Genomic DNA, 24350 nt, shown 5'->3' with positions numbered 1-24350 from the left:
ATTTGCGTTAGCGTTGGTGGCGAAAAGTCGCAGGCAGAAAAAAGCCGATGCGATCGGGCGATCGCACCGGCTGCTGTTGCGCGTCGATCTAGAACGTGTGGTCGGCAGTGTCCGGGTTGAGGTCGCCTATGTTCAGCTTGCCGGCGGCCTGTTCGATGGCACCGGTCTGCTTGACCAGGGCGGCGATGGCGTCGCGCACGATCTGCTGGCCGGCGGCGTTGTCGGCGGCGATCAGCTGGTCGAAGTGCTGGTCGTTATCGGCGCTGTCGACCAGGGCCTGCAACTTGGCCTCTGTCGCTGCGAGGTCGGCTTGCAGGGTGCTATCGGCTGCGGCGTCGACCTTGGCCACCAGGGACGACAGGCTCGGGCCGGTCAGGGTGGTGCCGTCGACCTTCTTGTACTCGCCCAGGTAGACGTTGCGAATGCCTTTGCCGTTATAGAAGTGCGAGTTGTGGGTGTTGTCGCTGAAGCAGTCGTGCTCGTCTTCGGTGGAGTTGGCTTCCAGCGCGACCTTCATGCGCTCGCCCGCCAGTTCGCCGAGGGACAGGCTGCCCATGCCGAAGAGCATCTTGCGCAGGCCGTTCTCGGCCGATTCGGCTTGCAGGCTGGCGCGGTAGTTGTCCGCTACGCCGGCCTGCCATTGGCCGACCATCGCATCGAGGTCGCTGACCAGCAGATCGCTGGCGGCCTTGAGGAAGGCGCGGCGGCGCTCGTTGTTACCGCCAGTGGCGCCTTCGCCGACCACGAAGTCGCTGACCGGGCGTTCGCCGGCACCGGGGCTTGTGCCATTGAGATCCTGGCCCCAGAGCATGAATTCGATGGCGTGGTAGCCGGTGGCGACGTTGGCTTCGGAACCGCCCAGCTCGTTCAGGCTGGCGAGCAGTTGCGGGGTGATTGTGGTCACGTCGAGCTGGTCTTCGCCGACCTGGATCTGCGTGTTGGCGATGATGTTGGCCGTGGCACCCGGGTTGCCCAGGGCGTGCTGGTAGTCGGTGGCGACGTAATCGATCAGGCCTTCATCCAGTGGCCAGGCATTGAGCTGGCCTTCCCAGTCGTCGACCACGGCGTTGCCGAAGCGGAACACCTCGGACTGCATGTAGGGCGCGCGCGCCGCCAGCCAGGCTTCGCGGGCGGCATGCAGGGTGGCGTCGTTCGGGTTGGCGAGCAGTGCGTCGATGGCGCCCTGCAGCGCCTTGCCGGTGCTGGCGGCGTCGCTGAAGACGGCCAGAGCCAGGTCGGCATAGTGGCCGACCACGGCAGTTGCGGCGGCTTCGTCGATCTGACTGGTCGCGGCTGCCGGGGCGCTGGCGCTGCTGGCGGCAGGTGCCGGAGTTGGGCTGACAGCTGCCTTGTCTTCGCCGCAGCCGGCGAGGGAGATAGCGATGGCCAGCAGGCTGGCGGAAGCCAGGGGCATACGAATCATGACGAAATCCTTTACATGAAGGTGAGAGGTGCACGCGGCTGCGTACGCTAAGCTGGAACATAATGCGAAAGATTTGCATTTTGCGCAAAGGGTCATTAGGAATAAATCGCATAAAGCCGTGCGCCCGGTCTCCATCCTGGCAGGTCGATGCCGCTAGAATGCCAGCATCCGGCTTTCCGCCAAGTCCGACCGGCTGCCAGCAGCCATGGCCCACCGTTACGGAGCTAACCGCATGAGTCTTACCAGTGTCGCCGTCCTCGTGATCGTGCTTCTGCTCGCCGCCTACGCGGTGATCCTCTACAACGCCCTGGTGCGTTTGAAGCACGGGCTGAGCAAGGCCTGGGCGAATATCGATGTGCTGCTCAAGCAGCGTCACGAAGAGCTGCCCAAGCTGGTGGAGACCTGCAAGCAGTACATGCAGTACGAGGGGCGCACCCTGGAGCGGGTGATTGCCGCGCGCAATGCCGTCGCAAGTGCCCGCGAGCAGCATGATCTCGGTGCCCTGGGCAAGGCCGAGAGCGGCCTGCGGGTCGGCCTGGGGCAGTTGTTCGCCCTGGCCGAGAACTACCCGGAGCTGAAGGCCAACGACAGTTTTCAGCACCTGCAGCTGCGCATCAGCGGCCTGGAGAACGGCATTGCCGACCGGCGCGAGCTGTACAACGAGGCGGTCAACCTGAACAACGTGCGCATCGAGCAGTTCCCCGATGTGTTGATCGCCCGGGCCTGCGCCTTCAAGGCCGGCGAATTGCTCGAGTTCAGCGACGGGGAGAAGGCCGACGTCGATCTCAAGTCGCTGTTCAGTTAAGTCGTGGCGCTCGACGGGCAGTTGTTCAGCCTGCTGTTCAGCTGCGGCGCGACTCTCGGTGGCGCCTGGTGGAGCCTGAAACGCTGGTCCCAGGCGCGCCATCTGCTGGATACGCCGACTTCGAAGATCCGCTCGGCGGCCCAGGGCTATGCCGAGTTCTATGGCGTGCTGGCCGCGCTGGCCGATGGGCAGCTGCGTGCGCCTCTGACCGGCAAGCCGTGCCTGTGGTGGCGCTTCAGGATCGAGGAGTACCAGTCCAACGGCAAGAAACGCAGCTGGCGAGTGGTCGAGAGCGGCAGCAGCGAAGCCTGGCTGCGCTTGAGCGATGGTACCGGCGAGTGCTTGATCGATCCGCGTGGCGCCGAGGTGCGTCCGGCGATCCGCGAAGTCTGGCAAGGCCACCAGCGCCACCCCCTGGGGTCGGCGAAGAGCGGAGTGCTCGGCTGGTTGGGCGGCGGCAAGCGCTATCGCTACCGCGAGGAACGCTTGCAGGTCGGTCAGCCGCTGTATGCCATCGGCGATTTTCGCAGCAGTGGCGGCGGTCGCCAGGCCCGCGACGCGGAAGCGGCGCAGAGCACCGTGATCCGTGAGTGGAAGGGCGATTTCAGCGGTCTGCTGCAGCGTTTCGACAGCGATCGCAACGGTCAGCTGGATGAGCAGGAGTGGGCGCGTGTGCGCCTGGCCGCGCAACTGGAGGCCGAAGATCGTCACCGCCAGCAGAGTGCGCAGCCGGCGCAGCACCACCTGGGCAAACCTGGCGAGTCGCGGCCGTTCATTCTGGCCAATGCCGGCGAAGACGAACTGGCGCGGCATTTCCATTGGCAGGCGGCCGCCAGCGCCCTGCTGTGTCTGGCCGGGGCCATGGCGACGGCCTGGTTGCTCGGGGTGAGGGTGTTATAGGGCGGAGCGCAGGTTGCTCCTGGTCGGGCCGGGTTGTGCGCCCGCTCCGGCTGCTTGAACGGGCCGCCGCATGCGCGGCTAACCCGACTATTACAGGGTGGCGGGGTTGATGACGGCCTGATTGAGGCGTCGGGCCTGCTTGAGAAAGAGCGTCAGCTCGCGGGCCGGCAGCGGCTTGCTGTAGAAGTAGCCCTGACCTTCGTTGCAGCCCTGGGCAATGATGTAGGTCTCTTGCTCGAGCGTTTCCACACCCTCGGCGATCACCTGCATGCCCAGGCTCTTGCCGAGCTGAATGATGGCCCGCACGATGGTGGCGTCATCTTCGTCGTCGAGCAGGTCCTGGACGAAGCTCTTGTCGATCTTGATCTTGTCCAGCGGCAGGCTCTTCAGGTAGCTCAGCGAAGAGTAGCCGGTGCCGAAGTCGTCGATGGCGATCAGCGCGCCGGAGCGGCGCAGGCTGAGCAGGTGCTGGGCGGCGGTGGTGATGTCTTCCATCAGGCCGGTTTCGGTGACCTCCAGTTCCAGGCTGCGCGGCGGCAGGCGATAGACCTGCATCAGGTTGTTGACCACCCGCGGCAGTTCGGCGTGGTGCAGCTGCACGGTGGACAGGTTGATCGCCATGCGCAGCTCGCCGAAGCCCTGATCGTGCCATTCGCGCAGCTGCCTGCAGGCCTGGTCGAGGACCCACTCGCCGATCGCGATGATGGTGCCATTCTGTTCGGCCAGCGGGATGAACAGGTCCGGCGGTACCAGGCCGTGTTCCGGATGTTGCCAGCGCAGCAGCGCCTCGACCCCGACTATCCGGTGGTCGCGGTAGTCCACTTGTGGTTGATACACCAGGAACAGCTGGTTGAGGGCCAGGGCTTCGCGCAGATCCTTCTCCAGCTCGCGGCGGCGGCGCATCTCGCTGTCGACGCTGGCGATATAGAACTGGTAGCGATTGCGCGAGCGGCTCTTGGCCAGGGTCATGGTCTGTTCGGCTTTCTGCAGCAGCTTCTCGGTGCTGTCGCCGTCTTCCGGGAACAGGGTGATGCCGATGGTGGCGCGCAGGCGCACTTCCTGCTGGTCGAGCATAAAGGGCAGTTCGAGGTCGTCCAGCACGTTTTGCGCCAGTTCGGCGGCCTCGTAGGGCTGCTCGATGTCGGCTTGAACCAGGGCGAACTGGTCACCACCCAGGCGGGCCAGGGCGCCGAGGCGACCGCTGTGGCTGCGCAAGCGGTCGGACAGGGCCAGGAGTAACTGGTCGCCGGTCTGGTAGCTGAACTGCTCGTTGATGCCCTTGAAATCGTCCAGGCCGACGCAGAGCACGGCAACCCGGCGCTGCAGGCGCCCGGCATCATCGAGGATCTGGTCGAGCTGCTGTTGCAGTTGCTGGCGGTTCGGCAGGCCGGTGAGGAAGTCGTACTGGGCCATGCGCAGCAGGCTGTTTTCCGCCTCGCGGCGCAGGTGAGTGTTGCGTTCGATGGAGGAGAGCAACTGGTTGGCGGTGTTGATCCACAGGCCCAGCTCGTTTTTCTCGTTGCCTTTGAGCATCGGCAACTTGTGGGCGCTGGGCCGGTCCGGGTTGATCTGGCTGAGGTGCTCGATGATTTTCGACAGGGGTTTGGTCAATAGCCAGTGGTAGACCAGGTACAGCACCAGCCCCATGGCCAGGGCACGGAGCACGCCGGCGATGAAGATGACCACCGAGCTGGTGACGAAGCTCTCGCCGTAGCGCGCGGTGTCGAGGGTGATGCTGAGGTCGCCGTAGTACTCGCTGTAGGGGCCGCGGCCCACCAATTGGGTGGTGAAGCTCTGTTCCTGGCCGAGAATCGGGTCGGTCAGCCAGCGGGTGGGCAGCTTGGCCGCGTCACGGGATTTTTCCGCGAGCATCGGCTCGTTGGGGTGGCCGATGGCGGCCACCCGCACCGATTCGTGCTGGAACAGGCCTTCGATGACCTGCATGCCCATTTCGCGATCCAGGCTGTAGACCGCCTGGGTCGAGGGGTCGCGGAACATGCCGAGAATGCGCTGGGCGTCGCTGGTCACGGCCTGGCGGGTCTTGTAGGCATCGAAGACAATTTGCGCACAGCTCAATACCACCCCAACGGCAAGCGCCGAAAGCAACACTACACGTAGCAGCTTCAGAGACAGGCTGTTCTTGAGTTCCAGCTTCAAATGGCGGTTCCTTGTTCGATGCCAGAGGCGTCAGACCGCTGTGAGTATTAGCAAACTCGCGGTTGTCGTCAAAGGGCCATTACATCAGTGCGCAGTAGTCTAGCGGGTGAGCCGCTCTTGCGCTGCTGCGGCAAGGCGTTTGCAGCCTTTCCCCTATGTCGGTGTGAAGGGCTGGGTACTTGAGCGTATCTGCTGATTTATTTCACTGACCACATGGGCGCGGTCTGTTTCGCGAATCCTCGCCCGGCATGCTCGGCCTGTCGAGTCGGGCATTGATCCTACTCTGTTGCCAGGTATCACGGCCAGGTGCGGAAGGCACTCTAGGTCTCGACGCTGGGGCGAAGCCGTGACGCGGCTGTGCGGCGCGACGGAAAAACAAAAAGCCCGGCTGATCAGCCGGGCTTCTCGCTACTGCGCAGGCCCTGGGGCTTGCGCAGTAGCGGGTCTCAGGCCGCGTAGTTGTTCGCTACGAAGTCCCAGTTGACCAGGTTCCAAAACGCTTCGACGTACTTCGGACGCAGGTTGCGGTAGTCGATGTAGTAGGCGTGTTCCCAGACGTCGCAGGTCAGCAGCGGGGTGTCGCCACTGGTCAGCGGGTTGCCGGCGCCGATGGTGCTGGCCAGGGCCAGGGAGCCGTCGGCCTTCTTCACCAGCCAGCCCCAGCCGGAACCGAAGGTGCCGATGGAAACCTTGCTGAACTCTTCCTTGAACTTGTCGAAGGAACCGAAGGCCGCGTTGATCGCGTCGGCCAGGGCGCCAGTCGGTTGACCGCCGCCGTTGGGCTTCATGCAGTTCCAGTAGAAGGTGTGGTTCCAGACTTGAGCGGCGTTGTTGAAGATGCCGCCCGAAGAGGTCTTGACGATCTCTTCCAGGGTCTTGCCTTCGAACTCGGTGCCAGGCACCAGGTTGTTCAGGTTCACGACATAGGTGTTGTGGTGCTTGTCGTGGTGGTATTCCAGGGTTTCCTGGGAAATATGCGGTTGCAGGGCATCATAAGCGTACGGCAGTGGCGGCAATTCGAAAGCCATGGTTGATCTCCTCATCAGGTCTGGTGCGGTATTCGCGAAGCCGATCACGGGCGGCCATATTCAGCGGCGGGCGTTATTTCTTTGCGCCGCAAGCCCGCAAGCATAGCACCGGGTCTGCGACATAACCACGCAGCAACTGTGTGGAAAAGCCGGTGCCAGGGCGTCTGCCCAGGCGGTCGAGAGGTGTGGCAACGGGCTCAGCAGGCAAGCGATTTTTCTCAGCCTCTCAACGCGGGACCGAATCGCTGAGCAACTGCCAGGCGATGGCGAACATCATCAAGGCCACGGCCAGGTCGATCAGCCGCCAGGTTAGCGGTCGTGCCAGTTGCGGGGCCAGCCAGGCGGCGCCAAGCGCGAGGCTGAGGAACCAGATCAGCGAGGCACTGGCAGCGCCCATGGCATAGGCCCCGGGCACCGCTTGCTGGGCACCGAGCGCGCCAATCAACAGCACGGTATCGAGGTACACGTGGGGGTTGAGCAGGGTCACCGCCAGTGCCGCGAGCAGCACGGCACGCAACGAACGCGGGGTGGCTTCTGCGGTTTGTTCGAGCCCATGCGGCCGGCAGGCGCGCAGCAGGGCCTGGGCGCCGTACCAGAGCAGGAAGGCCGCGCCGCCCCAGCGGGCGACGCCCAGTAGCAGTGGGCTCTGCGCCAGCAGCGCGGCCAGCCCGAATACCCCGGCAGTCACCAGCAGGGCATCGCAGGCCACGCAGAGCAGGGCCACCGGCAGGTGATGTTCGCGGCGCAGGCTTTGCGCCAGGACGAAGGCGTTCTGTGCGCCGAGGGCGATGATCAGCCCGGCGGCGACCAACAAGCCATTGCTGTAGCTCTGCCACATGGTGCTCACTCCCCTTGTTCGGTCAACTGGCGTAGCAGTGCTTGTGCACGGGGGCCATCGACGGCGGCCACGAACAGGTGGTCGTGGTAATAGCCGGCGATCACATTGCAGCTGATTCCGGCCTCGGCCAGGGCGCTGGCTACCGTAGCGGTGAGGCCCACCGCGCTGAGCGCCGAATGCACCTCTAGGGTCAGCCAGGCGGCCACGTAGTCGAAGTTCAGGCCCAGTTGCTCGGCCTGCTGGCGCGGCAGGATGACGGTCAGCCCCTCGCGTTCATGGAAGCTGCCGAGCGGCTGAAGACCCAGTAACTGGGAGTGATCCTTCAGGCAGCAGAACACGTAGTCGCCGGAGTTCAGCACCGGTTGCATGCTGCGTAGCAGGGTGGGTAACGAGGTTTCCCCGGTCATGGTGAGGTCCCTGGTCAGTGGTTTGGGTGTGGCCAGTCTGCGGGGTTCGCCTGTATAAGAAAAAGCAATATTGCTAATCGCACATTAGGAGAATTGATTTGTTCGACTACAAGCTGCTGGCGGCCCTGGCTGCCGTGGTGGAACAGGCCGGTTTCGAGCGCGCCGCCCAGGTGCTCGGCCTGTCGCAGTCGGCGGTGTCGCAGCGGATCAAGCTGCTCGAGGCACGGGTCGGCCAGCCGGTGCTGGTGCGCGCGACCCCGCCAACGGCGACCGAGATCGGTCGCCGCCTGCTCAACCACGTGCAGCAGGTGCGCCTGCTCGAGCGCGACCTGCAGGACCAGGTGCCGGCGCTGGACGAGGGCGGCCTGCCCGAGCGCCTGCGCCTCGCCCTCAATGCCGACAGCCTGGCGACCTGGTGGGCGCCGGCGCTGGGCGAGTTCTGCGCCGAGCAGCGGGTCCTGCTGGACCTGGTGGTGGAGGATCAGGAGGTCGGTCTCAAACGCATGCGCGCCGGCGAGGTGGCCGGCTGCGTCTGCGCCGCCGAACGTCCGTTGGCCGGCGCCCGTTCGTTGGCGTTGGGCGCCATGCGCTATCGGGCGCTGGCCAGTCCGGTCTTCATCGCCCGGCACTTCCCGGACGGCGTGATGGCCCAGCAGTTGGGGAGGGTGCCGGCGATCGTGTTCGGCCCGGACGACCAGCTGCAGCATCGCTACCTGGCCGGGGTGGGCGTGGCGGGTGGCTTCGCCCATCACCTGTGCCCGTCCTCCGAGGGTTTCGTGCGCTTGATCAGTGCCGGCCTGGGTTGGGGGCTGGTGCCCGAACTGCAGGTCGAGCCGGCGCTGGTCAGCGGTGCCCTGCAGGAAATTCTCCCGGGACGGCCGCTGGACGTGCCGCTGTACTGGCACCACTGGCGCAACGGCGGCGAACTGATGGCGACGCTGACCCGCCACCTGCAGCAGGCGGCGAAGGCCTGGCTGGTGACGCCCGCGATTTAGAGCTGGAAGTGCGCCACCAGCTGCTGCTGGCTGCCGGCGACTTTCTCCAGGTGCTCGCCGCATTCGCGGGTATGGGCCGCCGTCTGGCGGTTTTCCCCGGTCATCTGGTGCAGGCGATGCATGTGCTGATTGACCTCCTGGGTGGTCGCCGCCTGCTGCTCCGCGGCCGCGGCGATCTGGAAGGCCAGGGCATGCACGCCCTGCAGCGAGTCGTCGAGGTGGGCGAGCGAGCCGAGCACGGCCTGGGTCTCCTGCTCGAGGGCGTGGGCCTGTGCGGTCGAGCCCTGCATGCAGCTCTGCGCCTCGTTGGAGGAGGCACCGATGCTGGCGATGGTCTGCTCGATTTCTTCGGTGGCGGTACGGGTGCGCAGGGCCAGGCTGCGCACCTCGTCGGCGACCACGGCAAAGCCGCGACCCTGTTCGCCAGCGCGGGCCGCTTCGATGGCAGCATTGAGGGCGAGCAGATTGGTCTGCTCGGCGATGCCGCGAATCACCGCCAGCACCGAACCGACCTGCTGGCTGCTGGCGGCCAGGGTGTGCACCACGCCGTCGGCCTGGCGCAGGCCGGCGAGCAACTGGTCCTGGCGGCCGATCATGCACTGCAGGGTGTCCTGCATGGTGGTGAAGGCCTCGCGCGCCGCGGCGCTGCCATCGGCGCTCTGGCTGGCATTGGCGGCGATCTCCTGCACGGTGGCGGCCATCTGGTCGACCGCGCTGACCACCATCTCCAGCGCTTCCTGCTGCTGGTCGAGGCGGCTGCTGGTCTGGCCAGCAGCGCCGAGGATATCGCCACTGGCATCGCCGACCGCTTGGCTGGCGTGGCGCAGCTGTTCGATCACCGTGCGCCAGGCCTCGGCCATTTCATGCAGGGCTTGCATCAGACCACTGTGACCGGCCGCCTGTGCAGGCAGGCGCAGTTCGCCCGCGGCCAGACTGCGGGCCAGGGCCGCCATGCTGCTCGGTTCGCCGCCCAGGGGGCGCATCACGCTCCGGCTGACCAGCCAGGTCGCCAGGGCCACCGCGCCAATGGTCAGCAGACCGAGCGCCAGCATCTGCCACATCAGCTGGCGCACCGCGGCAAAAGCCTGGGCCTGGTCCATCTCGGCGATCAACGCCCAGTGCTGGCCGCCAAACTCGAGCGGTACGAACGCCTTGAGGGCCGCCTGGCCGTCAAGGCCCGGTTCGGCCAGGCGCCCCTGCTGGCCCTGCAGGGCCTGGGCGATTGCAGCGCCGGCGAGTGCAGTGCCCGGCTGCTCGCCGCGGCTGACCCGTTGCTCGGCGAAACGTGCCGAGTCGGAGCGCAGCAGGCCGTCGGCCCCAACCAGATAGGTCTCACCGGCTTCACCGAGACCCTGGCGGGTCTGCATCACCTGATTGAGCGGGGTGATCGGCAGTTCCAGCATCAGCAGGGCCAGTAGCTCGCCGTCGGCGACGATTGGCGCGGCCAGGAACTGGCTGGGTTCGCCGCTCTGCGGGTTGACCACCAGGTCGCCGATCTGGATCTGCTGGCTGCTCAGGGCGGCCTTGGCCAGCCGGGCCATGGGCAGGTCGCGCCATGCACCATCGTTGAGGTTCTGCTGGTAGTCGGTGCCGCGCTGCACGCTGAAGATCACGCGGGCGTCGCTGTCGATCAGTTTCAGCTCGCTGAAACCGAAGGTCTTGATGAAGTTCTCGAAGATCGGCCGGTCGTAGTTGGCCGCGCTGACCAGCGCCGCATCGTTCAGTCCTTGGTAGCTGGTGGCCAGATTGCTGGCCAGGGTGCTGAGCTGGTTGTGCCGTGACTGCCAGTTGTCCAGCAATTGCCGCTGTTTGATATTCGCGACAGCCTCCAGGGCGTTGAGGGTCTGCTCCTCGAGCGCCTGGCTGGCCTGGTGATAGGCTGTGAAAGCCATGGCTAGCACCGGAATCAGGCCAATTGCCAGGTAGCTGAGGGCGAGTCTGAGGCGTAATGGCATGTTCGGGGCTCCGCGGGTAGAAGGGTTACACAGAGAGGGGGCTGTTGAATATTCTGCAAGATTTGTGCGAATTACTTGACGAATGTAAAAAATAATCAGCGTGCGCTCGTGCAGTCGCCGTCCTGCCTGGCTGCGCAGCGTCGGCGGAACAGAGGGGTGGGGGCTCGATGGCTCAGGGCGGGGTGAGCGCGCTTCGCACCGATGGGGTGCTAGGCGCTGTTGGACGGCGGATTGCTCTCCGGCTGGGCGCAATCCACCCAGCCGGGTACTCAGGCAATGATGATCTTGCCCGAGCCTGGCAGTTGCTCCACGCAGCGCGGGCCGAGCAGTTGCGCGGGCGTGAAGTAGCCGCCGGGGCCGCTGTAGGCGAGTAGATGACGGACCGCCAGCAGCGCACCATGCACGGTCACCTCGTAGGCGTTGGCCGTTTCCAGGTGGGCGGTCTTGATTTCGCCGGCGGCGTTGCGGACTTCGCCCCACAGCCAGCTGCGCTGGTGCTCGCGGCTGGCCGGGTCGGGACCCCGTAGACCTTTTTCGACCAGGTGCTTGAGCCCGCGCTGGACCGCATCCAGGCCGAGCAGTGGGCGTAGCGGGTCGAGCAGGCGCATGCCGATGGCCAGGGCCATCGGCGCCGGCAGGTAGACTTCGATGTTGCCGATGCCGGTGGAATAGTAGGCGGTGGCCACGTCGCCCCAGGCGATGCTGACCGCGGATTTTTCGCCACGGCCGAAGTCGATCCGGCGGCGCTTATGGCCCAGCGGCACCTCGCTGATGATGCCTGCGCGGCGCACCTTGCCGCCGAGCTTGAGGCCTTCCAGCGCGGTTTTTGCGGTGCCCGGCGATAGCCCGCTGGCGCTGTCGAAACCCAGGGCCAGCTGGCTGGCATCGGGCAGCGCCTGGTGCAGGCAGACGGCCAGGCAATCGCTGGGGATGACGTCGAAGCCAACGCCGGGACAGACCACCAGCCCGGCCTCCCGGGTTTGCCGGTCACGCGCGTGGGCCGCCTCGAACACGCCGATCTCGCCGCTGATATCGACATAATGGGTGGCGCTGGCCAGGCAGGCATCGAGCATCGGCGCGCTGGTGGCGGAAAAGGGCCCGGCGCAGTGGGCGACCAGCGCCACGTCGGCCAGTGCTGCGCGAGCGCGCTCGGGCTGGTGAATATCGAATATCCGGCATTCCAGGCCGAGCAGGCTGCCGAGGGCATGCACCGCCGCCGGATTGCGTCCGGCCAGAATCGGTGTCAGTCCCTGGCGTTGCGCCTCGGCGGCCAGCAGGTGGCCGGTGTAACCGTTGGCGCCGTAGATCATCCAGTTGTTCGTGGTCATGCCTGACTCCTGTTCATGCCTGACTCTTGTAAGGAAGCGTTGGATAACAGCGTAGTCGCTATATGCCGGCTGTCGTTTATCCCGGCGGCCGCCTGGTTCGCCCGGTCGCTGTTCTGGCGAGTTGCGACACGGCGCGCCGACACCGGCACTGCTAGAGTGCGCAGAGGGTCAGGAACGGCGGGGAGTGGCGATGAAGATTCTGGTTACCGGTGCAAGTGGTTTTATCGGCGGACGCTTCGCCCGCTTTGCCTTGGAGCAGGGCTTGGCTGTGCGGGTCAATGGCCGCCGGGCGGAAGGGGTGGAGCACCTGGTCAAGCGCGGCGCCGAGTTCATCCAGGGCGACCTGTCCGACCCCGAGCTGGTGCAGCGGCTCTGTCATGACGTCGAGGCGGTGGTGCACTGCGCCGGCGCCGTGGGCGTGTGGGGCAGCTATCAGCACTTCCATCGGGCCAATGTGCTGGTGACCGAGAACGTGATCGAAGGCTGTTTGAAGCAGCAGGTGCGGCGGCTGGTGCACCTGTCCTCGCCGTCGATCTATTTCGATGGCCAGTCGCATGTGGCGATCAAGGAAGAGCAGGTGCCCAAGCGCTTCTTCGATCATTACGGCAAGACCAAGTACCTGGCCGAACAGCAGGTGTTCGGCGCCCAGGAGTTCGGTCTGGAGGTGTTGGCCCTGCGCCCGCGCTCGGTCACCGGCGCCGGCGATACCAGCCTCTTTCCGCGCCTGATCAATATGCAGCGCAAGGGGCGCCTGGCGATCATCGGCAACGGCCTGAACCGGGTCGACTTTACCAGCATGCACAACCTCAACGATGCCTTGTTCAGCTGCTTGCTGGCTGCCGGGCCGGCGCTGGGCAAGGCCTACAACATCAGCAACGGCGCCCCGGTGCCGCTGTGGGATGCGGTCAACTATGTATTGCGCCGGCTCGAGCTGCCGCCGGTGACCCGGCACCTGCCCTACGCCCTGGCTTATGGCACCGCTGCGCTCAACGAAGGGCTGTGCAAGCTGCTGCCCGGTCGCCCCGAGCCAACCCTGTTTCGTCTGGGGGTGGCGCTGATGGCCAAGGATTTTTCACTGGATATCAGCCGCGCGCGCGAGTTCCTCGACTATGAGCCGCAGGTCAGCCTGTGGACGGCGCTGGATGAGTTCTGCCTGTGGTGGAAGGCCCATCATCCCGGCTGAAGGCGCTCACCCAGGCTGAGAGTTTGTGAAAAACGCTCGCCTACTGCGACCGCCCCTCTGGCGCCCGCCGCTGGCGTAACGCGTCTTGCGGCGAACACCGAGCGACGCTCTCGCTACGGCGCTCGATATTTTCACACCCTCTGAGGGCTCTCAGGCGTAGACCCGCTGGCCGCGATAGATGCGCAGCGAGCCGCTAGCCGGCCTGGCTTGCGTGTCCTCGACCAGCACTGGATGGCCGGCCTGCAGGCGCGGGGCCGCGCGGTCGCCGGCGGGGTTGAACGGTCGCTCGCTGTACTGGGCGAGGAGCTGGCCGAGCTGGCGGGTCTCTTCGCTGGTCGACGTCAGGCAGGCGCTGAGCATCGAGTTGATCGCATCCGGCTGGCTCATGCGGATATCCACCGCCAGTTCCTCGCGCAGCCTGCGGCGCAAACGCTTCATGCAATCCAGCACTTCTCTGTTCAGTTCCATATGCCTTCCCCTGTTCTTGCAGTGGGCTGGGTGTCGCTCATCCTGCAGGACACCACGCCCGTTCTGTCGGTAGAAAAACGGCGAGGTCGCCGCCGCTATCTGAGCCTGGCGCCGTGAGTCGGTGGCGTATGGATGAGTGCAAGGCGCGTACCAGTTCGCCGGGTGCGGAACTGTGCGCCCTGCAGCCGGTCACTGTGTCAGTGCCCTGCTCCGCCTCGGTGCAACTTGCACCGGCTTGGCGCGACACTGAAGCGTCGCGCGCTAACCGTTATACTGGCCGGCATTTCGCTTCTTCAGCGTTTTTTAAAGGTTTACCCATGCGTAACGATGCCCACGATGAACTCGATCATATGCCCAGCCTGACCACCGATATGCTCGATCGTGATGATTTCGAGACGGATCACCATGAACCCGCCAGGGGGACGCCATCGCGCGCCGCTGCGGCGGCACCCAAGGTGGCCAGCACCGGCGCGCTGTGGGCGCTGGTCGGCGCCCTGACGATCGCCCTCGGCGGGCTGGGCTGGTGGAGTTTTCAGCAGATCGGCCTGATGGAACAGCAATTGGTGGCCACCCAGGAAAGCTTCGCGCGGATCAGCGAGGATGCTGCCGGGCGTATCCAGGACATCAGCGGCAAGGTGGTGGCGACCGAGTCCACGGTCACCAGCGACAGTGAAGCGCTCAAGCTGCAAGTCAAACAGCTGGAAAGCAAGCTGGCCGAGCTGAGCAAGCAGCAGCAGAGCGTGGCCGGTCAGCAGAGCGGCCAGGACAAGCGCATCGAGCAGTTGACGGCCGAGCTGAAAGCTCAGCAGGGCGCGACCAGCACAGTCGACGGCAGCCTGAAGAGCCTGGGCAGCGAACAGGCGACGCTGAAGAAAGCGCAGGCTTCGTTGCAAGCCGAGCTGACTTCCCTGAAAACCGCGCAAGCCGGGTCGACCAAACTCGAAGGCCAGCTGGAAAGCCTGAGCGCCGAGGTCGAGGCGCTGAAACGGCTCGGCAATCCGAATCAGGCCATCGGCCGTCTGGAGCAGGACCTGCTGGTGCTGCGCAGCCAGCTGGACAGCCGCCCGGCACCGAGCAGCAGCAACACCGCCGAGTTCGATGCCTTCCGCGCGCAGATGACCCGCAGCATCAGCACCCTGCAAGGCCAGATCCAGAACCTGCAGCAACAAATTGACGCGCGCTGATCCGTGCGGGTCAGGGCCGTGTGCTTGGGGCGTTACCGGCCATCGCGCGGGCTAACGCGCAAGGCGTCTGGCCTGTCGGTTCTGGCGCTCAGGGCGTCTGGCGCATGCGCCGGCGGAACGCCCCCGGGGTTTCGCCGCAGAGTTGCTTGAAGCGTTTGGCGAAGGTTGCCCGATCGGCATAACCGACCTGTTCGGCCACCTGCTCCAGCGAACGCGCGGGCTGGCGCAGGGCGTTTTGCGCGGCGCCGATGCGCAGGCGCTGCAGGTAGTCGCTGGGCGTCAGCCCGGTACTGCTCTTGAAGCGGCGCAACAGGGTCCGAGGCGAGCAATTGGCCCGTTCGGCCAGGCACTTGAGGTCGATCGGCTCGGCGTGGTGGCGCTGCATCCACCGCAGTAACGGGGCGAGCGGACTGTCAACGGCGCTGCTTGCCGGCAGCAGCGGGGCAAACCTCGACTGCTGGCCGCGCTGGGTGTCGAACACCAGCGTGTCCGCGACTCGCTGTGCCAGCCGCTCGCCGGCATACTGCGCGATCAGGTACAGGCACAGGTCCAGTCCGGCGTGGGCACCGCCGGAGCTGAGCAGGTTGCCGTCATGGCAGAGCAGTTCGTCGATTTCCAGGTTTACCTGCGCGAAGCGCTGGCGGAACTGGCTGGCCAATGCCCAGTGGGTGGTGGCCCGCCGGCCATCGAGCAGGCCGGCGGCGCCGAGCAGAAACGCGCTGCTGCACAGGCTGGCGATTGCTTGACTGGCCGGGCGCTGCGCCAGCCAGGGCAACAGGGCGGCATTGGCGGCAAGGCTCAGCTCGATGGCGCTGCCGGTGGCGGGCAGCATCAGCAGATCGGCCTGCTCGGCCAGCGCCAGGCCGCCGTCGACCTGGATGCGCGCGAAGTCGAGGTCGACCGGCTGGGCATCCAGGCTGAAGCGCTGCAGCTCGAACAGCGGCTCGGCGGCCAGGTGGTTGGCCAGGGCAAAGGCATCGCAGGCCATGCTCAGGCTGGAGCAGACGGTTTGCCGGCAGACGTAGAGTGCAATGGTGAGCATGGCGAGTGAGTCGGTTGCGAGGTTGTGGCGATTATTGACACAAAGTTGGCGTGTGCGCCAATCGCCATCATCCCCTTTGCCGACAATACTAAGGGCCCTCTCACCTCCGGAGCCATGCCCATGAATCACCCCAATGCCGAACTCATCAAGCGTTTCTACCAGGCCTTCCAGCAGCGTGACGCCGAGGCCATGGCGACCTGTTATGCCGAGGATGTGCACTTCAGCGATCCGGTTTTCGAGGATTTGCGGGGCAGCGAAGCGGCGGACATGTGGCGGATGCTGACGGCGCGGGCGCAGCATTTCTCGCTGACCTTCGGCAATGTCCAGGCCGACGAGCGGCAGGGCAGCGCCCAGTGGGTGGCGACCTACCTGTTCAGCCAGACCGGCAGGACGGTGGTCAACCGGGTCGAGGCCCGCTTCGTCTTTCGCGACGGCAAGATCGCCGAGCATCGCGACCATTTCGATCTGTGGCGCTGGGCGCGTCAGGCCTTGGGCGGCAAGGGGCTGTTGCTGGGCTGGGCAGCGCCGGTGCAGAACGCCATTCGTCGTCAGGCGGTCAAGGGCTTGGCGCAGTTCCGGGCGTCTCGATAATCCTGGGTGCAGGGCTTTTCGCCGCAACAGCGAACGCAATGGTAGGCTTTGGGTCTGAACCCTCAGCGACTTCAGGCGCAGGTGGTAAGCCTGGACTGTTCGTTGAATAACCGACCGTTGCTGAACGCGGCCGAACCGAGTGCAGTTGCCCTTTAGCTGCCAGACGAGAGCCCATGCGCCAGGAAGCCCGATCATGACTGTACTGCCGCTGTCCGCCAGCAAAGCCAAGGCCTGGAGCGTGCATGCCGTCACCGCCAGTGGGGTGATTCTGGGGTTGCTGGCCTTGCTGGCCGTGCTCGACGGTCGACCGCAGGTTTGCCTGCTCTGGTTGGGGGCGGCGCTGTTGGTGGACGGCCTGGATGGCACCCTGGCCCGCAAGTTCGAGGTCAAGGTGGTGTTGCCGCACTTCGATGGCTCGACCCTGGACCTGGTGATCGACTACCTCACCTATGTGTTCATCCCGGCGATCTTCGTCTATCGCTTCATTCCTTTGCCCGAATACACCCTGCTGCTGTCGGTCGGGATGATCCTGTTGTCGTCGTTGTTCTGCTTCTGCAACCTCAACATGAAGAGCAAGGACAACTACTTCATCGGCTTTCCGGCGGCCTGGAACGTGGTGATTGTCTACCTCTACCTGCTGGACTTCGCGCCCTGGCTGAGCCTCGTCACCATCCTGGTGCTGGCGGGCCTGACCCTGACCAAGATGAAATTTCTCCACCCGTTTCGGGTCAAGCAATTCATGCCGCTGAATATCGGCGTGACCCTGCTGTGGATGGCGGCCTGTGTCTTGCTGATCGTGCAGTACCCGCTCAACCAGACCTGGCTGCTGCTGGTCTGGGGGCTGACTACTGTCTATTTCGTCGCTGTCTGTCTGTGGCGCACGGCCCGCGAATGGTTCGCCTGACTCGGTGGGTGGGCGCTGTCGGCGATGACTGAAGCTATGGACAAAGCCTGGTTCGTGTATCTGGTGCGGGCGCAGAACGGCGCGCTGTATTGCGGTATCAGCGATAATCCGCAGCGGCGTTTCGCCCAGCATCAGAGCGGCAAAGGCGCCCGCTTCTTCCATTCCAGCCCGGCGACGGCGTTGGTCTACATCGAACCCTGCGCGGGCAAGGGCGATGCGTTGCGCCGGGAACGGGCGATCAAGCGCCTGGGCAAGCCCGCCAAGGAAGTGCTGGTGGCCGCTGGAAGTCTTATCGCTGTGGCTGATGACGCGCTATCAGGCTGAGCAGGTATGCCACGGGGGTGGGCACAGGTAAGCTGGCTGCTTTCTGAATAGTTGCGGAGCCTGTCATGCACGAGTTGATCCTGCACCATTACCCCACTTCGCCGTTTGCCGAGAAGGCGCGTCTGATGCTGGGCTTCAAGCAATTGTCCTGGCGCTCGGTGCTGATCCCCGCGGTGATGCCCAAGCCGGATCTGACCGCCCTGACCGGCGGCTACCGCAAGACCCCGGTGCTGCAGGTCGGAGCCGACATCTATTGCGATACCGCGTTGATCGCTCGGCGTCTGGAGGCGGAAAAAGCCACGCCGGCGCTGTTCCCCGAAGGCCAGGAGTTCAATGTCGCCAGCTTCGCCCAGTGGGCCGACGCGCTGGTGTTCCAGCATGCAGTGAGCCTGGTATTCCAGCCGGAGTCGGTGGCCGTGCGCTTCGGCAAGCTGCCGCCTGACGCGATCAAGGGCTTCCTGGCCGACCGCGCCGGGCTGTTCAGTGGCGGCAATGCCAGCCGCCTGCCGCTGGAGCAGGCCAAGCACCAATGGCCGGTGCTGATGAGCCGTTTGCAGCAGCAACTCGAGCGCGAGCAGGGCGACTTCCTGTTCGGCGAGCCGTCGCTGGCCGACTTCGCGATGGCCCACCCGCTGTGGTTCCTGCGCGGCACCCCGGTGACCGCGCCGCTGGTCGACGAGTATCCGGCAGTGGCGGCCTGGCTCGGCCGGGTGCTGGGGTTCGGCCATGGTTCGCACAGCGAGATGAGCGGTGAAGAGGCCGTGGCGATCGCGCGCGAGGCTACCCCGGCAGAGCTGCCCGCTGAGGCCTTGACTGACCCCAATGGTTTCACGCTCGGCCAGCGGGTGGCCATTGCGGCCATCGATTACGGTGTCGATCCGGTCGAGGGCGAGTTGCTGTTCAGTGGCAGCGAAGAGCTGATCCTGCGCCGTGAAGACCCGCGGGCCGGGGTTGTGCATGTGCACTTCCCGCGCATGGGTTTCCGCATCGAGGCGCGCTGAGGCGCGCTAGCTTAGGGTCTGCGACAGCTGTCGCAGGCTTGCAAGGCCGCCTGGCGCAGGCGCGGTAACTGCACGGCAAGCAGCTGAAAATGCGCCAGGCGTTCGTAGCACAGCATCAGTTCGCCGCCGGTGCGGCTGTACCAGGCGTCTGGCGCGCCGCAGTTGGCCAGGCGCAGCACCAGATCGCGGGGCAGGCGGTACGTCTGGCTGGCGCGGGCGGCGATGGCCTCCACTTCGCCCGAGCGGCGGATCTGTTCGAGCAGGCGCTGGCTCTCTTCCAGGCGCAGGCTCGGCGGCTCGTAGATCACCTGGATACGATGGTCAATCGGCTCGCCCGGACGGCGGCCGTGCTGTTGCTCGACCCAGGCCAGAGCCTTGCGCACCTGGGCGTATTCCTGGTCGCAGTAGAGGGCGCGTTCCACCGGCAAGCCGGTGATCTTGGGCACCCATTCCAGCCGATCCGGATCGCTGCCGTAGATCAGGCAGGCCAGATTGTAGAAGCGCTGGGCGTCGAGTCCATGGCTGGCCCAGGCATACACTTGCTCATGCTCCGGCTTCGCCCGTTGCCATTCCAGCCGCCAGTAATCGGCGATGTCCAGCAGTTTGGCGTAGAAGTCGGCGTCGCGCTGACGCCCGGAGGCGAGGAACAGGCTGATGAAACCGAGTTGATCGGCGGCATCCTCCTCACGACCGAGCACCGGAAGATTCAGCTCGGCGATCAGCAGGTGACCGATTTCGTGCGCCAGGGTGAACTCGGCATTCACCGCGACGAAGCGTGCGCTGTCGCTGCGCAGTGCTTCCGGTGGCGGTTCTTCAGAGGCCCTGCTCGCCGCGCCGGTCAGGAGCAGTGCCAGGCAGAGCGTGGCGCGCACAACCAGGCGGCGACCCAGAGTCGCCAGGCTGGGTTGGCTGCAGGGCGGTTTCATCCCCGGCTCCTCGCGGCAGACGCTAGAACCTTTACCTCTGACTCTAGCAGCCTGATGGGCTTGGGGTTGAGCGTGTGGGAGGGTCCACCCCGTCTTCGACGCCGCCCTGTCGCGCATCAAACTGGGGCTGATTGCGCTTGCTGCTCCGCGGGCACCTGTAGGAGCGGGCCATGCCCGCGAACCGTTTCAGCCGCGAATTCTTCGCGGCTGAAACCGGTGCCTGAAAGGCTCGGTTCTTATTTGATTTCTAAATATAAAACAACAAGTTATATAATTTTTTGATGGGCGCGAGGTGGCTCTGGTCCGCGTCCTGCCGGTCCTGCGCCGCGAAGACCCGTGTGCCGGGGTTGTGCATGTGCATTTCTCGCGTATGGGCTTTCGCATCGAGGCGCATTTATAGGCGCGCCCCGCTCAGAGACCGTCGCCGAGCAGGAAGTTGCCCGGCCCGGCGCCTGCCAGGTTGGGCACCTGGGCTTCGTCCTTGAGCTCGACCCCCGACAACTGGCGCTTGCAGGCTTCGCGCATCAGGTACATCAGGCGGAAGGCGGCCATGCCGTAGCTCAGTCCTTCCAAGCGCACGTTGGAGATGCAGTTGCGGTAGGAGTCGTTGAGACCGACACGCGGCGCCCAGGTGAAGTACAGACCCAGGCTATCCGGTGAGCTGAGGCCGGGGCGCTCACCGATCAGGATCACCACCATGCGCGCACCGAGCAGTTGGGCCACCTCATCGGCGACCGCTACCCGGCCTTGGCTGACCAGGGCGACGGGCGACAGGCTCCAGCCTTCGGCCAGGGCCTGTTCTTCGATGCGCTCCAGCATGGGCAAGGCATTGCGATGTACCGCCAGGGCGGAGAGGCCGTCCGCCACCACGATGGCCAGGTCGTAACCCGAGGGGTTGGAGGCGCGGTGCTGGCGCAGCAGGTCGGCGGACTCGTTACTTAGGCGGCGGCCCAGATCCGGGCGTTGCAGGTAGGTGTCGCGATCTTTGGCGGCGCTGTGCAGCAGCAGGCTCTGGCGCTGCCGGCTGGCCAGGCCGGTGGCCAGTGCGGCGTGGTCGAACGGCAAGTGCACGGCATCGCGGGCCTGGGCGTGAGCGAACTGGAAATCCAGCTGCGCGCGGGTCGGCATGCTGGTCCCGGCGCGGCCTAAGGCGATACGGGCTGGGGTCAGGTTACGCAGTTGCTGCCAGGGGTTTTCACTGGCCGTGCTGAGCGGGCTGTCATCGTACATAAGCGACTATTCCTTGATTAACCCAACTGCGCCAGCGCCTGGCGGAACGCCGGCGGCAGGCTATTGCCCATGCGCGGTCGACCATCGGCCTGGGTGAAGATGCCCATGCGTTGCAGCCAGGCTTCGAACTCGGGCGCCGGTTTCAGCCCCAGACTTTGGCGTGCATACAGCGCGTCGTGGAAGGAGGTGGTCTGGTAGTTGAGCATCACGTCGTCTGAGCCGGGGATGCCCATGATGAAGTTGATGCCGGCCACGCCGAGCAGGGTCAGGAGCACGTCCATGTCGTCCTGGTCGGCTTCGGCGTGATTGGTGTAGCAGATGTCACAGCCCATCGGCAGGCCCAGCAGCTTGCCGCAGAAGTGATCCTCCAGGCCGGCGCGGATGATCTGCTTGCCGTTATAGAGGTATTCCGGGCCGATAAAACCGACCACGGTGTTGACCAGGAATGGCTTGAAGTGGCGGGCCACCGCATAGGCGCGGGTCTCGCAGGTCTGCTGGTCGAGGCCGTGATGGGCGTTGGCCGACAGGGCGCTGCCCTGGCCGGTTTCGAAATACATCAGGTTATTGCCGAGGGTGCCGCGCTTGATCGACAACCCGGCCTCGTAGCCTTCCTGGAGAATCTTCAGGTTGATGCCGAAGCTGGCGTTGGCCGCTTCGCTGCCGGCGATCGACTGGAACACCAGATCCAGCGGCACGCCGCGGTTGATCGCCTCGATCGAGCTGGTGACGTGGGTCAGCACGCAGGCCTGAGTGGGGATTTCATAGCGCCCGATGATTCCGTCGAGCATGCGCAGCATCTCGCAGATGCTCGCGATGCTGTCGGTGGCCGGGTTGATGCCGATCATGGCGTCGCCGTTGCCGTACAGCAGGCCGTCGAGGATGCTCGCGGCGATGCCCGATGGCTCGTCGGTCGGATGATTAGGCTGCAGACGGGTGGACATGCGGCCGCGCAGGCCGACGGTGTTGCGAAAACGGCTGACCACGCGGATTTTCTGCGCGACCAGTACCAGATCCTGCACGCGCATGATCTTCGATACGGCGGCAGCCATTTCCGGGGTCAGGCCCGGAGCGAGGGCACGCAGGCTGGTTTCGTCGGCACTGTCGCCGAGCAGCCAGTCGCGAAAGCCGCCGACGGTCAGATGGCTAACTGGGGCGAAGGCGGCCTGGTCGTGGCTGTCGATGATCAGTCGAGTGACTTCATCGTCTTCATAGGGGATCAGCGCTTCATCGAGAAAGTGCTTGAGCGGAATATCGGCCAGGGCCATCTGCGCCGCGATCCGCTCGCCGGCATTGCTGGCCGACACGCCGGCGAGAACGTCGCCGGAACGCGCCGGGCTGGCTTTGGCCATGACCTCTTTGAGGCTGTCGAAACGGTAGGTTTCGCCGCCTGCGGAATGCTGAAAACTGGACATCGCGTGCCTCCAAAACGCCACGCTGGCGCAGCCTGAACAAGCTGCGCCAGCGTGGCGGGTGTTACTTGAGCGCGGCCTCGGCTTTGCCGATGGCGACGAATTCTTCTTCCGGCGTACCGGCCACCAGGTGATGGCGGCTGTACAGGGCGAAGTAGGCTATCAGCACGGCGTAGATAACCGCAGCGCCAATCACCACCCGGGGGTCGACGAGGAAACCGGCGACCACGGCAACGCAGGCCAGCACCAGAGCGATGCCTGAGGTGACGATGCCACCAGGGGTGCGGTATGGGCGATGCATCTCGGGGCGACGTACGCGCAGGGTGATGTGCGCGGCCATCATCAGCACGTAGGAGATGGTGGCGCCGAACACCGCGACCAGAATCAGCAGGTCACCCTGGCCGCTCAACGATAGGGCGAAACCGATCAGCCCGGGCACGATCAAGGCCAATACCGGCGCCTTGTTCTTGTTGGTCAGCGACAGTGAACGCGGCAGATAACCAGCACGCGACAGGGCGAAGATCTGCCGGGAGTAGGCGTAGATGATCGAGAAGAAACTGGCGATCAGACCGGCCAGGCCGATCAGGTTGACGAAGCTGCTCATCCAGGTCGATTCGCCGTAGGCAATGGTCAGCGCTTCCACCAGTGGGTTGCCCGAGGCCATCAGCGCGTTGGCACCCGCTCCACCTGGGCCGATCAGGAGGATCGACAGGGCGAAGACCAGCAATACCAGCATGGCGCCGATCAGCCCGCGGGGCATGTCGCGCTGTGGATTGCGGGTTTCTTCAGCGGCCAGTGGTACCCCTTCGACGGCAAGGAAGAACCAGATCGCATAAGGAATTGCGGCCCACACGCCTACATAGCCGAATGGCAGGAAACTGCTGGCACCTGCGGCCTCGGTGACGGGGATGTCGAGCAAGTTGGCGACCGAGAAGTGCGGCACCATGGCGACGATAAACACGCCCAGGGCAATTGCCGCCACGGCGGTGATGATAAACATCAGCTTCAGCGCTTCACCGACGCCGAAGATGTGGATGCCGATAAACAGCACATAGAAGGCCAGGTAGATCGCCCAGCCGCCAATGCCGAACAGCGATTCACAGTAAGCGCCGATAAACACCGCAATCGCGGCGGGCGCAATGGCGTACTCGATCAGGATCGCCGTGCCGGTGAGAAAGCCGCCCAGTGGCCCGAAGGCGCTGCGGGCAAAGCCGTAGCCGCCACCTGCGGTGGGGATCATCGAGGACAGTTCAGCCAGGGAGAAGCACATGCACAGATACATCAGCGCCATCAACAGGGTGGCGAGAAACATGCCGCCCCAGCCGCCCTGGGCCAGGCCGAAGTTCCAGCCGGCGTAGTCGCCGGAAATCACGTAGGCAACGCCCAGACCGACCAGCAATACCCAGCCTGCCGCGCCCTTCTTCAACTGCCTGCTTTGGAAATAATCGGCATCGACCTGCTCTAAATCGGTGCCTTGCCCTAGACCTGTCGCACTTATTTGTTCTGCTGCCATGGGGGTTTCCTTTTCAACAAACTGGCCGCAGCGTAGGCCCGGCCAAGCTTGTAGGTATCGGTGGGAAGAGAGTTACCCAGTGGATCAGCAACCGCTATGCCATTTGCGCCACTGGTCTAGACCTGTGGAGCGGGATGGCAGGCCGATATTGCTTTGCGGCGTCGGCTGCGGTTGCGCAGGGGCTTAGCAGCGCCTGCTTGAGCTAGAAAAATCCAAGAGGGTTGATGTCGTAGCTGATCAAGAGGTTCTTGGTCTGCTGGTAGTGGTCGAGCATCATCTTGTGGGTTTCGCGGCCGACGCCGGACTTCTTGTAGCCACCGAAGGCGGCGTGCGCCGGGTACAGGTGGTAGCAGTTGGTCCACACGCGACCGGCCTTGATCGCCCGGCCCATGCGGTAGGCGCGGTTGATGTCGCGGGTCCACAGGCCGGCACCCAGGCCGAACTCGGTGTCGTTGGCGATCGCCAGGGCTTCGGCTTCGTCCTTGAAGGTGGTGATCCCCACCACCGGGCCGAAGATCTCTTCCTGGAACACGCGCATCTGGTTGTTGCCCTTGAGCAGGGTCGGCTGGATGTAGTAACCGCTGGCCAGATCGCCTTGCAGACGCTCGGCGGCGCCGCCGGTGAGCAGCTCGGCCCCTTCCTCCTGGGCGATCTGCAGGTAGCTGAGGATCTTGTCGTACTGCTGCTCGGAGGCCTGGGCACCGACCATGGTCTCGGTGTCCAGCGGGTTGCCACGCTT

The 24350-nt window shown here is 65.0% G+C and carries 23 protein-coding genes and 1 pseudogene; 10 read left to right on the top strand and 14 right to left on the bottom strand.

Features of this window, described 5'->3' with window-relative positions:
• Positions 1-88: 88 nt before the first annotated feature.
• The gene (locus tag ABZE94_RS03435; RefSeq protein WP_372874125.1) at positions 89-1423 is read right to left on the bottom strand and encodes an imelysin family protein; all 1335 of its coding nucleotides are present in this window, start codon (positions 1421-1423) and stop codon (positions 89-91) included.
• Between the two features lie 232 nt (positions 1424-1655).
• Between ABZE94_RS03435 and ABZE94_RS03430 the strand changes: the two genes are divergently transcribed.
• On the top strand, positions 1656-2228 hold the full coding sequence (locus ABZE94_RS03430; RefSeq protein ID WP_372874124.1) for a LemA family protein: 573 nt from the start codon (positions 1656-1658) through the stop codon (positions 2226-2228).
• 3 nt (positions 2229-2231) lie between these two features.
• Positions 2232-3128 carry a GIDE domain-containing protein gene (locus ABZE94_RS03425; RefSeq protein ID WP_372874123.1) on the top strand — a complete coding sequence of 299 codons (897 nt, stop codon included), beginning with the start codon at positions 2232-2234 and terminating at the stop codon, positions 3126-3128.
• A 90-nt stretch (positions 3129-3218) separates the two neighbouring features.
• Here ABZE94_RS03425 and ABZE94_RS03420 read toward each other — a convergent pair whose 3' ends face one another.
• From ABZE94_RS03420 to ABZE94_RS03405, 4 genes are all read right to left on the bottom strand, one after another.
• The gene (locus ABZE94_RS03420; RefSeq protein ID WP_372874122.1) at positions 3219-5285 is read right to left on the bottom strand and encodes a putative bifunctional diguanylate cyclase/phosphodiesterase; all 2067 of its coding nucleotides are present in this window, start codon (positions 5283-5285) and stop codon (positions 3219-3221) included.
• Positions 5286-5731: 446 nt separating this feature from the next.
• A complete protein-coding gene (locus ABZE94_RS03415) occupies positions 5732-6313 on the bottom strand; it encodes a superoxide dismutase (protein ID WP_372874121.1) in 582 nt (193 codons plus the stop codon).
• Positions 6314-6539: 226 nt separating this feature from the next.
• Positions 6540-7151: a LysE/ArgO family amino acid transporter gene (locus tag ABZE94_RS03410; protein ID WP_372874120.1), complete on the bottom strand. Its 612-nt coding sequence runs from the start codon at positions 7149-7151 to the stop codon at positions 6540-6542.
• A 5-nt stretch (positions 7152-7156) separates the two neighbouring features.
• Positions 7157-7558 carry an ACT domain-containing protein gene (locus ABZE94_RS03405; protein WP_372874119.1) on the bottom strand — a complete coding sequence of 134 codons (402 nt, stop codon included), beginning with the start codon at positions 7556-7558 and terminating at the stop codon, positions 7157-7159.
• A gap of 92 nt (positions 7559-7650) precedes the next feature.
• On the opposite strand from ABZE94_RS03405, the gene ABZE94_RS03400 reads away from it, so the two are divergent.
• Positions 7651-8553 (top strand): LysR family transcriptional regulator ArgP, encoded by a 903-nt coding sequence (locus ABZE94_RS03400; protein WP_372874142.1) that lies wholly within the window; start codon positions 7651-7653, stop codon positions 8551-8553.
• On the opposite strand, the gene ABZE94_RS03395 is transcribed toward ABZE94_RS03400, so the two are convergent.
• On the bottom strand, positions 8550-10508 hold the full coding sequence (locus tag ABZE94_RS03395) for a methyl-accepting chemotaxis protein (RefSeq protein ID WP_372874118.1): 1959 nt from the start codon (positions 10506-10508) through the stop codon (positions 8550-8552). The genes ABZE94_RS03400 and ABZE94_RS03395 overlap by 4 nt on opposite strands.
• Positions 10509-10777: 269 nt before the next feature.
• Positions 10778-11836, bottom strand: coding sequence for a trans-acting enoyl reductase family protein (locus ABZE94_RS03390; protein WP_372874117.1), 1059 nt, complete (start codon positions 11834-11836; stop codon positions 10778-10780).
• Between the two features lie 190 nt (positions 11837-12026).
• Between ABZE94_RS03390 and ABZE94_RS03385 the strand changes: the two genes are divergently transcribed.
• Positions 12027-13019 (top strand): NAD-dependent epimerase/dehydratase family protein, encoded by a 993-nt coding sequence (locus ABZE94_RS03385; protein ID WP_372874116.1) that lies wholly within the window; start codon positions 12027-12029, stop codon positions 13017-13019.
• A gap of 150 nt (positions 13020-13169) precedes the next feature.
• On the opposite strand, the gene ABZE94_RS03380 is transcribed toward ABZE94_RS03385, so the two are convergent.
• Positions 13170-13487 carry a hypothetical protein gene (locus ABZE94_RS03380; RefSeq protein ID WP_372874115.1) on the bottom strand — a complete coding sequence of 106 codons (318 nt, stop codon included), beginning with the start codon at positions 13485-13487 and terminating at the stop codon, positions 13170-13172.
• Between the two features lie 317 nt (positions 13488-13804).
• Here ABZE94_RS03380 and ABZE94_RS03375 point away from each other — a divergent pair, with 317 nt between their 5' ends.
• Positions 13805-14671: an ATPase gene (locus tag ABZE94_RS03375; RefSeq protein ID WP_372874114.1), complete on the top strand. Its 867-nt coding sequence runs from the start codon at positions 13805-13807 to the stop codon at positions 14669-14671.
• An 88-nt stretch (positions 14672-14759) separates the two neighbouring features.
• Here the strand turns inward: ABZE94_RS03375 and ABZE94_RS03370 are convergent, their stop codons facing one another.
• Complete coding sequence (locus ABZE94_RS03370) at positions 14760-15713, bottom strand: GlxA family transcriptional regulator (protein WP_372874113.1); 954 nt, start codon at positions 15711-15713, stop codon at positions 14760-14762.
• 120 nt (positions 15714-15833) lie between these two features.
• On the opposite strand from ABZE94_RS03370, the gene ABZE94_RS03365 reads away from it, so the two are divergent.
• The 4 genes from ABZE94_RS03365 to ABZE94_RS03350 all read left to right on the top strand — a co-directional run bounded on the left by ABZE94_RS03365 (position 15834) and on the right by ABZE94_RS03350 (position 18533).
• Positions 15834-16304, top strand: coding sequence for a nuclear transport factor 2 family protein (locus ABZE94_RS03365; protein ID WP_372874112.1), 471 nt, complete (start codon positions 15834-15836; stop codon positions 16302-16304).
• A 193-nt stretch (positions 16305-16497) separates the two neighbouring features.
• Entirely contained in the window at positions 16498-17208 is a 711-nt protein-coding gene (gene pcsA / locus ABZE94_RS03360; protein ID WP_372874111.1) for a phosphatidylcholine synthase, read from the top strand.
• Between the two features lie 24 nt (positions 17209-17232).
• A complete protein-coding gene (locus ABZE94_RS03355) occupies positions 17233-17532 on the top strand; it encodes a GIY-YIG nuclease family protein (protein ID WP_372874110.1) in 300 nt (99 codons plus the stop codon).
• A 65-nt stretch (positions 17533-17597) separates the two neighbouring features.
• Entirely contained in the window at positions 17598-18533 is a 936-nt protein-coding gene (locus ABZE94_RS03350) for a glutathione S-transferase family protein (RefSeq protein WP_372874109.1), read from the top strand.
• An 11-nt stretch (positions 18534-18544) separates the two neighbouring features.
• On the opposite strand, the gene ABZE94_RS03345 is transcribed toward ABZE94_RS03350, so the two are convergent.
• Positions 18545-19459, bottom strand: a complete 915-nt coding sequence (locus tag ABZE94_RS03345; RefSeq protein ID WP_372874108.1) for a DUF4344 domain-containing metallopeptidase — start codon at positions 19457-19459, stop codon at positions 18545-18547.
• A 316-nt stretch (positions 19460-19775) separates the two neighbouring features.
• On the opposite strand from ABZE94_RS03345, the pseudogene ABZE94_RS03340 reads away from it, so the two are divergent.
• Positions 19776-19859, top strand: a pseudogene (locus tag ABZE94_RS03340) (hypothetical protein); the annotation flags it as partial.
• Between the two features lie 11 nt (positions 19860-19870).
• On the opposite strand, the gene eutC reads toward ABZE94_RS03340, so the two are convergent.
• From eutC to ABZE94_RS03320, 4 genes are all read right to left on the bottom strand, one after another.
• The gene (gene eutC / locus ABZE94_RS03335) at positions 19871-20689 is read right to left on the bottom strand and encodes an ethanolamine ammonia-lyase subunit EutC (RefSeq protein ID WP_372874107.1); all 819 of its coding nucleotides are present in this window, start codon (positions 20687-20689) and stop codon (positions 19871-19873) included.
• Positions 20690-20706: 17 nt separating this feature from the next.
• Positions 20707-22101: an ethanolamine ammonia-lyase subunit EutB gene (locus ABZE94_RS03330; RefSeq protein WP_372874106.1), complete on the bottom strand. Its 1395-nt coding sequence runs from the start codon at positions 22099-22101 to the stop codon at positions 20707-20709.
• A 61-nt stretch (positions 22102-22162) separates the two neighbouring features.
• Positions 22163-23611: an ethanolamine permease gene (gene eat / locus ABZE94_RS03325; protein ID WP_372874105.1), complete on the bottom strand. Its 1449-nt coding sequence runs from the start codon at positions 23609-23611 to the stop codon at positions 22163-22165.
• 202 nt (positions 23612-23813) lie between these two features.
• On the bottom strand, positions 23814-24350 hold a 537-nt coding region (locus tag ABZE94_RS03320), incomplete at its 5' end, for an aldehyde dehydrogenase family protein (RefSeq protein ID WP_372874104.1).

The sequence above is a fragment of the Pseudomonas sp. genome, from assembly GCF_041601375.1.
In the GTDB taxonomy this organism is placed as follows: domain Bacteria; phylum Pseudomonadota; class Gammaproteobacteria; order Pseudomonadales; family Pseudomonadaceae; genus Aquipseudomonas.
Note: the sequence above shows the minus strand (reverse complement) of the source record. Positions and strands in the feature narration are given on the sequence as shown.

Excerpts from the sequence above, each read along its gene's own strand:
- pcsA (WP_372874111.1), top strand. The coding sequence starts at position 16,498 with ATGACTGTACTGCCGCTGTCCGCCAGCAAAGCCAAGGCCTGGAGCGTG.
- ABZE94_RS03385 (WP_372874116.1), top strand. The coding sequence starts at position 12,027 with ATGAAGATTCTGGTTACCGGTGCAAGTGGTTTTATCGGCGGACGCTTC.
- ABZE94_RS03355 (WP_372874110.1), top strand. The coding sequence starts at position 17,233 with ATGACTGAAGCTATGGACAAAGCCTGGTTCGTGTATCTGGTGCGGGCG.
- ABZE94_RS03415 (WP_372874121.1), bottom strand. The coding sequence starts at position 6,313 with ATGGCTTTCGAATTGCCGCCACTGCCGTACGCTTATGATGCCCTGCAA.
- ABZE94_RS03350 (WP_372874109.1), top strand. The coding sequence starts at position 17,598 with ATGCACGAGTTGATCCTGCACCATTACCCCACTTCGCCGTTTGCCGAG.
- ABZE94_RS03375 (WP_372874114.1), top strand. The coding sequence starts at position 13,805 with ATGCGTAACGATGCCCACGATGAACTCGATCATATGCCCAGCCTGACC.
- eutC (WP_372874107.1), bottom strand. The coding sequence starts at position 20,689 with ATGTACGATGACAGCCCGCTCAGCACGGCCAGTGAAAACCCCTGGCAG.
- ABZE94_RS03430 (WP_372874124.1), top strand. The coding sequence starts at position 1,656 with ATGAGTCTTACCAGTGTCGCCGTCCTCGTGATCGTGCTTCTGCTCGCC.
- ABZE94_RS03405 (WP_372874119.1), bottom strand. The coding sequence starts at position 7,558 with ATGACCGGGGAAACCTCGTTACCCACCCTGCTACGCAGCATGCAACCG.
- ABZE94_RS03390 (WP_372874117.1), bottom strand. The coding sequence starts at position 11,836 with ATGACCACGAACAACTGGATGATCTACGGCGCCAACGGTTACACCGGC.
- ABZE94_RS03395 (WP_372874118.1), bottom strand. The coding sequence starts at position 10,508 with ATGCCATTACGCCTCAGACTCGCCCTCAGCTACCTGGCAATTGGCCTG.
- ABZE94_RS03365 (WP_372874112.1), top strand. The coding sequence starts at position 15,834 with ATGAATCACCCCAATGCCGAACTCATCAAGCGTTTCTACCAGGCCTTC.
- eat (WP_372874105.1), bottom strand. The coding sequence starts at position 23,611 with ATGGCAGCAGAACAAATAAGTGCGACAGGTCTAGGGCAAGGCACCGAT.
- ABZE94_RS03370 (WP_372874113.1), bottom strand. The coding sequence starts at position 15,713 with ATGCTCACCATTGCACTCTACGTCTGCCGGCAAACCGTCTGCTCCAGC.
- ABZE94_RS03345 (WP_372874108.1), bottom strand. The coding sequence starts at position 19,459 with ATGAAACCGCCCTGCAGCCAACCCAGCCTGGCGACTCTGGGTCGCCGC.
- ABZE94_RS03380 (WP_372874115.1), bottom strand. The coding sequence starts at position 13,487 with ATGGAACTGAACAGAGAAGTGCTGGATTGCATGAAGCGTTTGCGCCGC.
- ABZE94_RS03435 (WP_372874125.1), bottom strand. The coding sequence starts at position 1,423 with ATGATTCGTATGCCCCTGGCTTCCGCCAGCCTGCTGGCCATCGCTATC.
- ABZE94_RS03410 (WP_372874120.1), bottom strand. The coding sequence starts at position 7,151 with ATGTGGCAGAGCTACAGCAATGGCTTGTTGGTCGCCGCCGGGCTGATC.
- ABZE94_RS03330 (WP_372874106.1), bottom strand. The coding sequence starts at position 22,101 with ATGTCCAGTTTTCAGCATTCCGCAGGCGGCGAAACCTACCGTTTCGAC.